The sequence below is a fragment of the Pseudomonas sp. E102 genome (genome assembly GCF_052660185.1).
This window is the reverse complement of sequence record NZ_CP084025.1, coordinates 1,484,519-1,498,299: the sequence shown is the minus strand read 5'-3', so window position 1 is coordinate 1,498,299 and position 13,781 is coordinate 1,484,519. Positions and strand designations below refer to the sequence as shown.

The following is a 13,781-nucleotide window of genomic DNA, read 5'->3' as shown; positions in this document are numbered from 1 at the left end:
GTGCCCCCCTGCGCATGCCTTTCGACAGATCCTGCTTCGCCATTCAGGCATGCTGAACACTCTGGAATCTGACGCGAGAACTGTCCATGGCCCTGCTCTATAAAGCTGACCCGATACGCGGCGAACAGTGGCGACGCCTGTTCGCCGAACAGGCACCCGACATCCAATGGCGGGCCTGGCCAGATATTGGCGATCCTCGGGATATCCGCTACCTCGCCGCCTGGCAGGCACCGGATGACCTCGAGACGCTGCTGCCCAACCTTGAGGTGCTGTTCGCCCTCTCGGCCGGCGTCGACCAACTCGACCTCGCACGTTTGCCACCCACGCTGCCCGTGGTGCGGCTGCTGGATCCGGGCATCAGCCAGGGCATGTGCGAATACGCCAGTTTCGCCGTGCTTAGCCTTCATCGAGACATGATGCGCTACCGCCAGCAACAGGCCGAACGTCGCTGGCAGGCGCATCGCCTGGTGCCGGCCCGGCAACGTCGGGTGGGTGTCATGGGTCTTGGTCTGCAGGCGCGACAGATACTCGCCACCTTGAAGCCATTCGGCTTTGCCTTGTCGGGGTGGGCCCGTAGCGAACATCACATCGATGGCGTGACCTGTCACGCCGGCGCCGAGCAATTGCCCGCTTTCCTCGGCCAGTGCGACATCCTCCTGTGCGTGCTGCCGCTCACCGAACAGACCCAAGGCATCCTCAACCGCCAGCTATTGGAGCATCTGCCCAAGGGGGCAGCCTTGATCAACATGGGCCGGGGGGGGCACCTCGTCGAGGCGGACTTGCTCGACGCACTCGCCAGCGGGCAACTGAGCGCGGCAGTGCTCGACGTGCTGACGCAGGAACCGGCCGATCCCGGGCATCCTTTCTGGAACCACCCGCAGATCCTGCTGACGCCTCATATCGCGGCGATGACCCAGCCGGAGACAGCCTTTGACGGACTGCTGGAGAACATTCGACGGCACCAGCGGGGCGAATCGATGCTGGGCTTGGTGGATCGCGAGCGCAATTATTGACATGGCTATCGCGCAAATCGGCTCGGTATTTCCTGCTGGGCTGACGCCCCGTTGGGGCAAGAAATTCGGCCGGCACCGCTGCGGCTTATCGAAGCTGCCGAATTCACTGGCGGCTATTGTCAGCCCAGGCGACAGGTGAGATACAACCATTCTGCACGGACAATTGCGTCCGGCTCCACGTCAATTTCCAGGGGACCCGCCATGTCCATTTCGCAACGCCCTGCTTACGTTTATCGCGCCATGACCGACGCTGATGTTCCCTCGGCGCATGCCTTGTCCGTGCAGCTGAAATGGCCCCATCGCCTGGAGGATTGGGCCATGTTGCAGCGGCTCGCCCAAGGTTTCGTCGCACTGGATGGGGATCGCTTGATCGGCACTGCGTTCTCCTGCGCCCAGGGCAACTACGCCACCATCGGCCTGGTTATTGTCGACGATGAATACCAGGGCCGGGGCATTGGCCGCAAATTGATGGAATTGGCGATCGAGGCTTGCGGTTCGCGTACCGCCGTTCTCAATGCCACGTTGGCCGGCACGCCTCTATACGCCAGCCAGGGCTTCGTTGAGTTCGGGCAGATCCAGCAACATCAAGGGCACACATCGTCACCTGTCCCGCCGGCCCTGGGCAACGGCCAACGCTGCCGTGCGCTGGCACCGGCCGATCGGGCCGAGTTGATCAGGCTGGCCAACCTTGGCAGCGGCCTGGATCGCGAGGCCGTGCTGAACGATCTGTTCGATGTCGTTGAACAGGGCGTGGGCATCGAGCAGGACGGCCAGTTGCGCGCCTTCGCCCTGCTTCGCCCTTACGGACGCGGACGCTGCATCGGCCCGGTCATCGCCCAGGACGCCACGCAGGCCCGGCACCTGGTCGCGGCATTGCTGGCCCACGTGCCGGAGGCGTTCGTGCGCATCGATATTCCCGCCGACTGCGGCTTGGGGCCCTGGCTCGAAGAGATTGGCCTCAAGCACGTCGACACCGTTGCCCAGATGGCACAAGGCACCGCGCCCCAGGCCAGTGGCGGCGTGCGCCAATTCGCACCGGTGACCCAGGCCATCGGCTGACAGACTCTTCATTCCATGCCGTTAATTCCGGAGCAATGTTTCATGCTTGAACCCACTGCAATGCTGTTGGCGCGCGCCGATGGCAGCCCCGCCTCCACCTCATTCAAGCTAGGTTCATTGGGTGCCAATGACCCCTTCGACCGGCTCATTGCCTACGCTGGGGTTGATGGCATGGCCGCCGGCGTGGTCCGGGCCGGCGGACGAATCAGCGTCGAGGAGTATCCGTTCAGCGAAACGATCGTCGTCCATGCCGGCGCGGTCACGCTGCGCAGCCAGGCGCAAACGCTGCGGCTCAATCCGGGCGAAAGCGCTGTGATAGCCCGTGGCACCGCCCTCGAAATTGATGCGCAACCGGCTTCGCTGTGGGCCTTTTGTGCCGATACCCAATCCGTCGAGGCCAATCAACCGGGACTCACCGCCCTGCCCGCGCCGACCTTGCTTGCACCCTCCGCGGCGCCCGACGAAGAGATCCTGCTCAGCCCGGCGCCGCAATGCCGCTCGCACAACCTGTTCGTCGAGCAAGCGACGAACCTGCGCATCGGCATCTGGGATTCAACCCCCTACACACGCAAGTCACGGCCGCACAAGCTGCATGAACTGATGCACCTGCTCGAAGGCAGCGTCACCTTGCAACTGGCCGACGGCACCGAGCTGATCGTCGGCACCGGCGATACAGTGTTCGTTCCCTTGGATGCCCCTTGCGCCTGGAAAAGCAGCGTCTATGTGCGCAAGGTCTACGTCGTGAGATGAGCGCCAGGCACTGAATTCGGGATTGCACCGGGTTCTTGTGGGAGCGAGCCTGCTCGCGAAGAGGCCGGCACATCCAGCATCTTCATAGCCTGGAGTGCCGCCATCGCGAGCAGGCTCGCTCCCACATTGGATTTTTGGTAGCCACAGAACTCACATAATCCACATTGGATTTTTGGTAGCCACAGAACTCACATAATCCACATACCCTTGTGGGAGCGAGCCTGCTCGCGAAGGGGCCGGCACATCCAGTATCTTCATCGCCTGGGGTACCGCCATCGGCGAGCAGGCTCGCTCCCACAATTATTCTGTTTTTTCTGCATTACCCGCCGTATCGATACTCACCACCACCGACATTCCCGGCCGCAGGCGTTCGCTTTCCGGCTGGCCTGGATCGACTGTGATGCGAACCGGCACGCGCTGGGCGATCTTGACGAAGTTGCCCGTGGCGTTGTCGGCCTGCAACAGGCTGAACTCAGAACCGGTGGCCGGGGAGATCCGTTCGACATGCCCATGGAATCGGCGATGGCCGAGGGCATCCACGGTGAAACTTGCCGGCTGGCCAACACGCACCTTATCCATCTGGGTTTCCTTGAGGTTGGCGATCACCCATTTCTGGTTCGGGACCAGGGCCATCAGCTGTGCACCGGAGTTGACGTAGGCCCCGAGGCGTACGCCGATCTGCCCCAACCGACCGTCCCGGGGCGCGACGACTCGGGTGTTGGACAGATCGATGCGCGCCAGTTGCACCGTCGCCTCGGCACTGGCGACGGCGGCTTCGAGGGAGCCACGGTTGACGACCACCGTTTGCAAATCCTGGCGGGCGATTTCCAGGCTGGCCTGGGCTTGCGCCACGGCGGCTTGGGTTTGTGCGCTGGCCGCGCGGCTCAGGTCCAGCTTACGCTGGGACACCGAACCGTCTTTGATCAGTTCCTCGTTGCGGCGCAGGTCGGCGGCGTTTTTTCGTGCCTGGGCCTGGCTGTCCGCCAGCGCGGCCTGGCGCAGCTTGATGGTGGCTTCGGCGCTGTTGCGTTGCTGCACGACGTTGGCGAGGGCCGCTTGCTGCACGGCCAGTTCCGCCAGTGCCTGGTCGAGACGTTGTCGATAGATGCGGTCGTCGAGGCGCACCAACAGATCGCCAGCCTTCACGAACTGAAAATCCTGCACCGGCACTTCATGCACGTAGCCGCTCAACTGCGGCCCGATGATCGTCACTTGCCCGCGCACCAAGGCATTTTCTGTGGTTTCCACGGCGCTACCGAACGGCGGCAATTGCCAGGCATAAAGCACCACCAGCACACCGACAATCGCCACCGCCGCGAACCCCAGGGATGAAAGAACTCTTATCCGCAGGGAACGCGGTTTTGTCGCTGGAACGGCGGGTGGCGCCTGGTCCTCAGGCGTATCGGCGATGGCGTTGGTGGTCGTGGAGGTCGGCTCGGTCATGAAGAAGTGGCACCGCTTGGTTGTGTCGAAGGGGCAGGCGCTGTGGCGACGTGCTGGGTGGTAGTCATCAGCCACAGGGCGCGGAGGGAGATCCAGATCATGGTCAGCACGGCGATCACCGCGATCAGCATGAACACATCGTTGTAGGCCAGCACGTTGGCTTCGCGGGTGGCGGCCGCGGCAAGGCTGCGAATGCCTTGCAGGTGCCGCAGGCCCGGATCGGCGATCAGCGAACCCACCGCCGAGCCACCGCTGTCCACCCGCGCGGCCACGCGAGGGTCGAACAGGTTGATGTTTTCCACGAGGTGGCTGGAATGAAATTTCTCGCGCACCACTTGGAAGGTACCGAGCACCGCGGCCCCCACCAGGCCACCGAGGTTCTGGCAAATCCCGAACAACACGGAAAAACTCACCAGATTGCGCGGGTTGGTCAGTACATTGCGCACGCCGAGAATCATCGTCGGCCCCAGGAAAAACGTACTGCCAAACGCCAGCAGAAACTGACTGAAATACATGTTTTGCGGGCGGCTCAGGTTGTTCGAGTAGCTGTCCATGACCGAACCTGTCGCCATCAACGCGAGGGAGATGATCAGGGGCATGAACAGGTGCGCCGGGTTGATCGTCAAGGCACTGGTCACCAGCCCGGCGATGCTGCCGACCAGCATCACCACATAAAGGCTGTGCATCTGTTGGCTGCTCATGTTCAGCGCTTGCAGAAACCCCACCGCTCCAGTGGATTGTTCCGAAGTCACCATGCGAATCAGGATCACCGCCAGGGCCAGGCGGATCATCACCCCACTGCCCAGCCAGCGCGTCATCAGCATCGGGTTGCTGCGGTTATGCTCGATCGCCAGGCCCGCCAGGATCAACACGATGGACAGCGCCGAGGCCACGCCGATCCATGGCGCCTCCAGCCACCAATCGATGCGCCCCAACGACAGCACCGCGCACAACAAGGCGACGCCGCTGGCAAGCACCGTGAAGGTCAGGAAATCGAGTTTTTCAAACGTCTTGAAGCGGTCGCCCGGTGGCAACTTGAGCAGCAGCACGCAACCCAACGAGAGCAGTGCCATCCCCAGTTCGAACAGGTAGAGGCCCCGCCACTCGGCAATTTGCAACAGGTCTTCGGAGAACAACCGGGCCATCGGCAAGGCCAGCTGCGAAGTCCCCAGGCCCAGCACTAGCGCCTTGAGCCGCCACTTCGCCGGGAAAGCCTGGACCATGTAATACAGGCCCAAGGAGCTGAGGGCAGCGCCGACCATGCCATGGGCCGCCCGCACGGCAATCGCCGAGTTCAGGTCGTTGACGAACAGATGACCGAACGTCACTAGGGCGTACAGCGCCAGGAACACCTCAGTGAACGCGCGCAAGCCGAACTGCTGGCGAAACTTCACCAGCAGCAGGTTCATGGAGACGTTGGTCATGACGTAGGCGGCGGGCAACCAGGCCATCTCGGCGGTGGTGGCGCCGAGGGCCCCTTGCAAGTAAGGCAAGTTGGCGATCACCAGCGAATTGCCCAACCCCCCGGTCAACGCCACCAGCACGCCCACCAGCGCAAAGGCGAGCCGTTTGGGCGTGGGATGCAGTGGCGTCGACGGGGAGCCTGGCAGCGTCGGCCTTTCGTGGGGCTCCCAGGCGCGTGGGGTGTATTGATCCATTCAGAGACCTTGCAGGGACATGTCGGCTCGTTTGCCACGGGTCAATTCCCGTTCGACGATGGGAAGGTGCAAGAAGTGCCCGGGGCTTTTGCGTGGCGAGGGAGCTTGCTCCCGCTGGCTGCGCAGCAGCCTCCCCTGTAAACGGAATACGCCGTAGAGAGTCGCCTGGGATGGGGCTGCTGTGCAGCCCGGCGGGAGCAATCTCCCTCGCCACCCACTGCTTTTTTCGAGGCCATTCGACTAATGTCTTACGCCGGTCATCGCATGACCTGCGCCGCTCGTCGCTATCCTGGGGGCACCGTTTTTCCTTGCCGCAACGGCCCGCTTGCCTGCGTTTTGTTAGGCGAAAGCGTTGAAATAGCCCATGGCCGGATCATTCTCGATGAAAATTTGCGGTAATGGCCAGTTGACAACGAGGAACGCTCCACAAATAATCCGCTCCATGTTGTACGACGACGTATGACAAATAAAAACAACAAAAAGTAGGAGCGTCAGAGTGAGCACTCGTGCCCGTTTTTCGTCCAGTAACCGCCCCAGCCGCCGTACCCTTCTCAAATCCACGCCCGCGCTGTCACTGCTCGGCTGCACCGGTCTGGCGCTGTTCATGCCCATGACCGCTGGTGCCGAAGGCTTTGTCGATGATGCCAAAGCCACGCTGAACCTGCGTAACGCCTATTTCAACCGCAACTTCGTCAACGACAACGCCACCCAGGGCAAAGCCGAGGAATGGACCCAGAGCTTCATCCTCGACGCCAAGTCCGGCTTCACCCAGGGCACCGTCGGTTTCGGCGTAGACGTGCTGGGCCTGTACTCGGTCAAGCTCGACGGCGGTCGTGGCACGGCCGGCACCCAGCTGCTGCCGGTGCACGACGACGGCCGCCCGGCCGATGACTTCGGTCGCCTGGGCGTGGCCCTGAAGGCCAAGGTCTCGAAGACCGAATTGAAAGTCGGCGAGTGGATGCCAGTGTTGCCGATCCTGCGTTCCGACGATGGCCGTTCCCTGCCGCAAACCTTCCGTGGCGGCCAGGTGACCTCCACCGAGATCAACGGCCTGAGCCTCTACGGCGGCCAGTTCCGCGCCAACAGCCCGCGTAACGACGCGAGCATGGAAGACATGTCGATGAACGGCCGCGGTGCATTCACCTCCGACCGTTTCAACTTCGGTGGCGGCGAATACGCCTTCAACGAAAAACGCACCCAGGTCGGCGTCTGGTACGCGGAACTGTCCGACATCTACCAACAGCAATATTTCAACCTGACCCACAGCCAGCCGATCGGCGACTGGACCCTGGGCGCCAACCTCGGTTACTTCACCGGCAAGGAAGACGGCAGCGCACTGGCCGGCGACCTTGACAACAAAACCGCCTTCGCCATGCTTTCCGCCAAATACGGCGGCAACACCTTCTACGTCGGCCTGCAGAAAGTCGGCGGCGACGATGCCTGGATGCGCGTCAACGGCACCAGCGGCGGCACCCTGGCGAACGACAGCTACAACTCCAGCTACGACAACGCCAAGGAAAAATCCTGGCAACTGCGCCACGACTTCAACTTCGCCGCCGTCGGCGTGCCGGGCCTGACCCTGATGAACCGCTACATCAGCGGTGACAACGTTCACACCGCCACGGTCGACGACGGTAAGGAATGGGGCAGGGAAAGTGAGCTGGCCTACACGGTGCAGAGCGGCGCACTCAAGAGTCTCAACGTGAAATGGCGTAACGCATCGATTCGTCGCGACTTCAGCACCAACGAATTCGACGAGAACCGTATCTTCATCAGCTATCCGATTTCGCTCCTGTAAGACCCATGGAACACTTGCCATGAACGCCTGCCAGCGCCATGGCGAGCCCCGGCAAGGATGCCGACCCAGAGCGGTTCGTCGATCAAACGTTGACAAGGTAGCGGAAGGATAAGGATATTCCCTCTCGGTCGTACGACAACTTATAACAACTGTACCTCTCACTGTTTGCTCAGGTAATGCCATGACCACCACACAGATTCGCCATCCCTTCAATCGCCTGCTGTTGACCGGCGCCGCCGGCGGCCTTGGCAAAGTCTTGCGCGAACGCCTCAAGCCTTATGCCCGCCACATTCGCCTGTCTGACATTGCCAACATGGCCCCGGCCATCGATGAAAGCGAGGAAGTGGTGCCGTGCGACCTGTCGGATAAGCAGGCCGTGCATCAACTGGTTGAAGGTGTCGATGCCATCCTGCATTTCGGTGGTGTATCGGTTGAGCGTCCATTCGAAGAGATCCTCGGCGCCAACATCAGCGGCGTGTTCCACATCTACGAAGCCGCGCGTAAGCACGGTGTCAAACGCGTGATTTTCGCCAGTTCCAACCACGTCATCGGTTTCTACAAACAAGACGAAACCCTCGACGCCCACTGCGCTCGCCGTCCGGATGGCTACTACGGCCTGTCCAAGTCCTACGGCGAAGACGTCGCCAATTTCTACTTCGATCGCTACGGCATCGAAACCGTCAGCATCCGCATCGGCTCGTCGTTCCCGGAACCGCAGAACCGCCGGATGATGAGCACCTGGCTGAGCTTCGACGACCTCACCCAACTGATCGAATGCTCGCTCTACACACCCAAAGTCGACCACACCATCGTCTATGGCGTCTCCGCCAACCGTGACGTCTGGTGGGACAACAGCCACGCCGCGCACCTGGGCTACAAGCCCAAGGACACCTCGGAAATCTTCCGCGCCAAGGTCGAAGCGCAACCGATGCCGGCCGCCGATGATCCGGCCATGGTCTACCAAGGTGGCGCCTTTGTGGCCGCCGGCCCGTTCGACTGATCCGCCTGTTGTCCGTGGGATACAAACGAACCAAGGAATCACCATGCAAGCCGAATTGATTGTCGACGCACGCAACGCCGTCGGGGAAAGCCCTGTGTGGGTGCCCGAGGAAAACGCCTTGTATTGGGTGAACATCCCCAGCGGCGGCCTGCAGCGCTGGAGCGCCAGCAGCGCAAAGATCCAGAGCTGGGAAGCCCCCGAAATGCTCGCCTGCATTGCCCGTCACCAGGACGGTGGCTGGATCGCGGGGATGGAAAGCGGTTTCTTCCGCCTGCATCCACATGACGACGGCAGCCTGGACAGCGAGCTCTGTGCAAACGTCGAGCACAGCCGCACCGACATGCGCCTCAACGATGGCCGTTGCGACCGCCAGGGCCGTTTCTGGGCCGGCAGCATGGTGCTGAACATGGGCGCCAATGCGGATGAAGGCAAGATGTACCGTTATGAAGCCGGACAACGCAGCCCGGTCGAGGCGCAACTGAGTGGTTTCATCGTGCCCAATGGTCTGGGCTTCAGCCCCGACGGCCGGACGATGTACCTGTCCGATTCACACCCGCTGATCCAGCAGATCTGGGCCTTCGACTACGACATCGACAGCGGCACCCCATCCAACCGCCGCCTGTTCGTCGACATGATGCCCCTGGCCGGTCGCCCGGACGGCGCGGCAGTCGACGCCGATGGTTGCTATTGGATCTGCGCCAACGACGCCGGCTTGATCCATCGCTTTACGCCGGATGGACGTCTCGACCGCTCCCTGGAAGTGCCGGTGAAAAAACCGACCATGTGCGCCTTTGGCGGCAGCCAGCTGGACACCCTTTTCGTGACCTCGATCCGTCCTGGAGACGACAACGATCCGCAATCCCTGGCCGGTGGCGTGTTCGCGCTGAACCCCGGCGTCAAGGGTCTCGCTGAACCTGCTTTCGGAGGATGGAAACACTCCGCGAACTGATCTGCTTTGCCGCTTCACATCGATAGACATAAAAACAACAACACTGGAGATTGACCATGAATTTCAAACGTACACTTCTGATCGCGGCCTTGCCCCTGGCCTTCCTGGCACAGGCGGCGCAGGCTCTGGACATCAAGATCGCCGACATCCACCCCAAGGGCTACCCAACCGTGGTCGCCGAGGAATCCATGGGTAAAACCCTGGAAAAGGAGAGCAAAGGCGAACTGAAGTTCAAGTACTTCCCGGGGGGCGTACTGGGCTCTGAAAAAGAAGTGATCGAGCAGATGCAAGCCGGCGCAATCCAGATGTCCCGCGTCAGCCTGGGCATCGTCGGCCCCGTGGTGCCGGACGTGAACGTCTTCAACATGCCATTCATCTTCCGCGACCAGGCGCACATGCGCGCCGTGATCGACGGTGAGGTCGGCGATGCGATCCTGGACCGGATCACCAACTCCGAATTCGGCCTGGTGGCCCTGGCCTGGATGGACGGCGGCACGCGCAACCTCTACACCAAGAAGCCCGTGCGCACGCCGGAAGACCTCAAGGGCATGAAAATCCGCGTCCAAGGCAACCCTATGTTCATTGAAATGATGAACGCCATGGGCGGCAACGGTATCGCGATGGACACTGGCGAGATCTTCAGCGCGTTGCAGACTGGCGTGATCGACGGCGCGGAAAACAACCCGCCGACCATGCTCGAGCACAACCACTACCAGAACGCCAAGTTCTACAGCTTGACCGGGCACCTGATCCTGCCTGAGCCGATCGTGATGTCGAAAATCACCTGGAACAAGCTCACCCCAGAGCAGCAGGACATGGTGAAAAAAGCGGCCAAGGCTGCCCAGGCTGAAGAGCGCAAGTTGTGGGACGAGAAATCGGCCGCCAGTGAAGAAAAACTCAAGAAAGCCGGCGTCGAGTTCATCACCGTCGACAAGAAACCCTTCTACGACGCCACCGCGCCGGTCCGAGCCAAATACGGTGCACCGTACGCCGACCTGATCAAGCGCATCGAAGCTGTCCAGTAAGACCTCTTAATCTGTACTCATGAAACGGCTGGGCGCGCCTGCGGTTAGAAGGCGCGCCCGGTAACGGTGGAACCCGATGAAGAATTTGCTGCTGCGTATCAACGACAAGATTTACATGACTTGCATCTGGGTGGCCGGCCTCTCTGTCCTTGCCGTTGCGCTGATGATCCCTTGGGGCGTGTTCGCCCGCTACGTCCTTGGCACCGGCTCAAGCTGGCCGGAGCCCACCGCGATCTTGCTGATGATCGTCTTCACCTTCATCGGCGCCGCCGCCAGCTACCGCTCCGGGTCGCACATGGCTGTGGACATGGTCACCAGCCGCCTGCCCCAGCACTGGCAAAACGTGGCTTCGGTGTTCACCCAGTTGATGATGGCAGCGGTGTGCATTTTCATGACCATCTGGGGTGCCAAGCTGTGCATGACCACTTGGAACCAGTTCATGAGCGCCATCCCTACCCTGCGAGTCGGCATCACTTACATGCCGATCCCGATCGGTGGGTTCCTGACCCTGATTTTTGTCCTGGAAAAACTCTTGCTGGGTGATCAAAGCCAGCGTCGGGTCGTGCAGTTCGACCTGGTAGAAGAAAACGAAGGTGCCGCTTAATGGACGCTCTGATTCTGCTGGGCAGTTTTTTGGTATTGATCCTGATCGGCATGCCGGTCGCCTACGCGCTGGGCGCCGCCGCCCTGATCGGGGCATGGTGGATCGACATTCCGTTCCAGGCCATGATGATTCAGATCACGGGCGGCGTGAACAAATTCTCGCTGCTGGCCATTCCGTTCTTCGTCCTGGCCGGCGCGATCATGGCCGAGGGCGGCATGTCTCGCCGGCTGGTGGCCTTCGCCAGCGTGCTCGTAGGTTTCGTCCGTGGTGGCCTGTCCCTGGTCAACCTCGTGGCCTCGAGTTTCTTTGGCGCGATCTCCGGTTCCTCGGTGGCTGACACCGCCTCGGTCGGTTCGGTACTGATCCCGGAAATGACACGCAGGGGCTATCCGCGTGATTACGCCACCGCCGTCACCGTCAGTGGTTCGGTACAAGCGCTGCTGACACCGCCAAGCCACAACGCAGTGCTGTACTCTCTCGCCGCTGGCGGCACCGTCTCCATTGGTTCGCTGTTCATGGCCGGCATCGTCCCCGGCATCATGATGAACCTCTGCCTGATGGCGCTGTGCCTGGTCTTCGCGAAAAAGCGCAATTACCCCAAGGGCGAGGTTATTCCGCTCAAAGAAGCGCTGAAGATTTGCAAGGAAGCCATGTGGGGCATGATGACGTTGTTCATCATCCTGGGCGGCATTCTCTCGGGTGTGTTCACTGCCACTGAATCGGCCGCCATCGCCGTGGTGTGGGCGTTCTTCGTGACCATGTGCATCTATCGCGACTACAAGTGGAGCGAGTTGCCGAAACTGATGCACCGTACGGTGCGCACCATTTCCATTGTGATGATCCTGATCGGCTTCGCCGCCAGCTTCGGCTACATCATGACGCTGATGGAAATCCCGGCGAAGATCACCACCGCGTTCCTGACGCTGTCGGATAACCGCTACGTGATCCTGATGTGCATCAACGTGATGTTGCTGCTGTTGGGCACCGTGATGGACATGGCACCGCTGATCCTGATCCTCACGCCAATCCTGATGCCAGTCATCGTCGGCATCGGCGTGGACCCGGTGCAGTTCGGCATGATCATGCTGGTGAACCTGGGTATCGGCCTGATCACGCCGCCGGTGGGCGCGGTGCTGTTCGTCGGCTCCGCCATCGGCAAGGTCAGCATCGAAAGCACCGTCAAGGCCCTGCTGCCGTTCTACGGCATGCTGTTCCTGGTTCTGCTGCTGGTGACGTACGTGCCCGCCATTTCGCTGTGGTTGCCACATTTGGTGTTGTAACAGAAAACAATAGGTCCCCTTGTGGCGAGGGGATTTATCCCCGCTGGGCTGCGCAGCGGCCCCAAAACCAGCCATCTCGATTTGTCTGATACACCGAGATTGAAGCCTTTAGGGCTGCTTCGCAGCCCAGCGGGGATAAATCCCCTCGCCACACTTGGGCGTATTCCCCTCCAGCTTTGCCAACCCATCAGACGCCGCCATGACACCACCACTCCTCCACCTCGAAGACGAACTGACCCGCCTCACCCTGGCCCCACACCTGGGCGCCAGCCTCGTTGAATGGACCTTGCGCAGCACCGGCGCTCCCCTCCTACGCCCACCCGCGCCACAAGCGCTGGAAAATGGCCTGCCAGGCAAGCTCGGCTGCTTCCCGTTGATCCCGTGGTCGAACCGAATCGCCCATGGCGGTTTCGATTGCCCCGGCGGCTGGCTCGCCCTGGAAGCCAACAGCCCCAACGATCCATTTCCGATCCATGGCAGTGCCTGGCAGCAACCTTGGCAAGTCGCCGAACAGAGTGCCGGGGAAGTTTTGTTGCAACTCGACTGCCAAACCCCGTTTGCCTATTGCGCCAGCTTGCGGATCCGCCTCAGTGGCGGCCAATTGCAGATGGCGCTGCACGTCACACACATGGCCGAACAGGCCGCCTGGCACGGGTTGGGTTTGCATCCGTATTTCCCGCGCACAGCCGATACCCGCCTGCAAACCCGCGCCAGCGAAGTCTGGATGTGCGACACCACGAAACTGCCAACGGAACTGAAGGATGTTCCCTCGGAGTGGGATTTCCAACACGCACGGTTACTGCCGGATACCCTCGTCGACAACGGCTTCGGTGGTTGGGATGGCCAGTGCCTGATCCAGCAACCAGACCTGGGTTATGAACTGGAATGCCGCGCCAGCGGCAGCGATTACTTCCTGCTGTACTGCCCCGTGGGGCTGGATTTTTTCTGCATCGAACCGGTAAGTCACCCGGTCAATGCCCATCACCTGCCAGGACGGCCGGGGCTGCGTCTGCTGGAGCAAGGGCAATCGGTGGCGTTGGGGTTTTCGATGCAGTGCCGAGAGTTGTAAGGCGCGCCGATCCCCGTGGCGAGGGAGCTTGCTCCCGCTCGGCTGCGAAGCAGACGCCCTGGCTCAAGACCGTATGGGCCTGCTGCGCCCGAGACGTCGGACCGGTCCAGCGGGAGCAAGCTCCCTCGCCACA

Annotated in this window: 12 protein-coding genes; 10 read left to right on the top strand and 2 right to left on the bottom strand. The window is 61.5% G+C overall.

Annotation, left to right across the window (positions count from 1 at the left end; translation table 11 throughout):
* The first annotated feature begins 86 nt into the window (after positions 1 to 86).
* From DOCECA_RS06945 to DOCECA_RS06935, 3 genes are all read left to right on the top strand, one after another.
* On the top strand, positions 87 to 1,013 hold the full coding sequence (locus tag DOCECA_RS06945) for a 2-hydroxyacid dehydrogenase (protein WP_434610902.1): 927 nt from the start codon (positions 87 to 89) through the stop codon (positions 1,011 to 1,013).
* Between the two features lie 201 nt (positions 1,014 to 1,214).
* A complete protein-coding gene (locus DOCECA_RS06940; RefSeq protein WP_434563561.1) occupies positions 1,215 to 2,072 on the top strand; it encodes a GNAT family N-acetyltransferase in 858 nt (285 codons plus the stop codon).
* Between the two features lie 42 nt (positions 2,073 to 2,114).
* The gene (locus tag DOCECA_RS06935) at positions 2,115 to 2,822 is read left to right on the top strand and encodes a cupin domain-containing protein (protein ID WP_445571649.1); all 708 of its coding nucleotides are present in this window, start codon (positions 2,115 to 2,117) and stop codon (positions 2,820 to 2,822) included.
* 300 nt (positions 2,823 to 3,122) lie between these two features.
* Here the strand turns inward: DOCECA_RS06935 and DOCECA_RS06930 are convergent, their stop codons facing one another.
* Entirely contained in the window at positions 3,123 to 4,265 is a 1,143-nt protein-coding gene (locus DOCECA_RS06930) for an HlyD family secretion protein (protein ID WP_445571648.1), read from the bottom strand.
* Entirely contained in the window at positions 4,262 to 5,923 is a 1,662-nt protein-coding gene (locus DOCECA_RS06925) for an MFS transporter (RefSeq protein WP_434563555.1), read from the bottom strand. The genes DOCECA_RS06930 and DOCECA_RS06925 overlap by 4 nt, the downstream gene beginning before the upstream one ends.
* Positions 5,924 to 6,419: 496 nt before the next feature.
* Between DOCECA_RS06925 and DOCECA_RS06920 the strand changes: the two genes are divergently transcribed.
* The 7 genes from DOCECA_RS06920 (at position 6,420) to DOCECA_RS06890 (ending at position 13,648) form a co-directional block, all read left to right on the top strand.
* Positions 6,420 to 7,721, top strand: a complete 1,302-nt coding sequence (locus DOCECA_RS06920) for an OprD family porin (RefSeq protein ID WP_445571647.1) — start codon at positions 6,420 to 6,422, stop codon at positions 7,719 to 7,721.
* Between the two features lie 181 nt (positions 7,722 to 7,902).
* Positions 7,903 to 8,721, top strand: coding sequence for an NAD-dependent epimerase/dehydratase family protein (locus DOCECA_RS06915; RefSeq protein ID WP_420764460.1), 819 nt, complete (start codon positions 7,903 to 7,905; stop codon positions 8,719 to 8,721).
* Positions 8,722 to 8,764: 43 nt separating this feature from the next.
* Positions 8,765 to 9,670, top strand: coding sequence for an SMP-30/gluconolactonase/LRE family protein (locus tag DOCECA_RS06910; protein WP_420764461.1), 906 nt, complete (start codon positions 8,765 to 8,767; stop codon positions 9,668 to 9,670).
* Between the two features lie 56 nt (positions 9,671 to 9,726).
* Entirely contained in the window at positions 9,727 to 10,695 is a 969-nt protein-coding gene (locus DOCECA_RS06905) for a TRAP transporter substrate-binding protein (protein WP_420764462.1), read from the top strand.
* A 76-nt stretch (positions 10,696 to 10,771) separates the two neighbouring features.
* A complete protein-coding gene (locus DOCECA_RS06900) occupies positions 10,772 to 11,299 on the top strand; it encodes a TRAP transporter small permease (protein WP_420764463.1) in 528 nt (175 codons plus the stop codon).
* Positions 11,299 to 12,579 carry a TRAP transporter large permease gene (locus DOCECA_RS06895; RefSeq protein WP_420764464.1) on the top strand — a complete coding sequence of 427 codons (1,281 nt, stop codon included), beginning with the start codon at positions 11,299 to 11,301 and terminating at the stop codon, positions 12,577 to 12,579. Before DOCECA_RS06900 ends, DOCECA_RS06895 begins: the two co-directional genes overlap by 1 nt.
* Positions 12,580 to 12,778: 199 nt before the next feature.
* Entirely contained in the window at positions 12,779 to 13,648 is an 870-nt protein-coding gene (locus DOCECA_RS06890; protein ID WP_434650719.1) for an aldose 1-epimerase, read from the top strand.
* The last annotated feature ends 133 nt before the right edge of the window (positions 13,649 to 13,781 follow it).

Coding starts and splice junctions, on each gene's coding strand:
- DOCECA_RS06945 (WP_434610902.1), top strand. CDS start 87: ATGGCCCTGCTCTATAAAGCTGACCCGATACGCGGCGAACAGTGGCGA.
- DOCECA_RS06895 (WP_420764464.1), top strand. CDS start 11,299: ATGGACGCTCTGATTCTGCTGGGCAGTTTTTTGGTATTGATCCTGATC.
- DOCECA_RS06930 (WP_445571648.1), bottom strand. CDS start 4,265: ATGACCGAGCCGACCTCCACGACCACCAACGCCATCGCCGATACGCCT.
- DOCECA_RS06915 (WP_420764460.1), top strand. CDS start 7,903: ATGACCACCACACAGATTCGCCATCCCTTCAATCGCCTGCTGTTGACC.
- DOCECA_RS06940 (WP_434563561.1), top strand. CDS start 1,215: ATGTCCATTTCGCAACGCCCTGCTTACGTTTATCGCGCCATGACCGAC.
- DOCECA_RS06890 (WP_434650719.1), top strand. CDS start 12,779: ATGACACCACCACTCCTCCACCTCGAAGACGAACTGACCCGCCTCACC.
- DOCECA_RS06905 (WP_420764462.1), top strand. CDS start 9,727: ATGAATTTCAAACGTACACTTCTGATCGCGGCCTTGCCCCTGGCCTTC.
- DOCECA_RS06900 (WP_420764463.1), top strand. CDS start 10,772: ATGAAGAATTTGCTGCTGCGTATCAACGACAAGATTTACATGACTTGC.
- DOCECA_RS06935 (WP_445571649.1), top strand. CDS start 2,115: ATGCTTGAACCCACTGCAATGCTGTTGGCGCGCGCCGATGGCAGCCCC.
- DOCECA_RS06925 (WP_434563555.1), bottom strand. CDS start 5,923: ATGGATCAATACACCCCACGCGCCTGGGAGCCCCACGAAAGGCCGACG.
- DOCECA_RS06910 (WP_420764461.1), top strand. CDS start 8,765: ATGCAAGCCGAATTGATTGTCGACGCACGCAACGCCGTCGGGGAAAGC.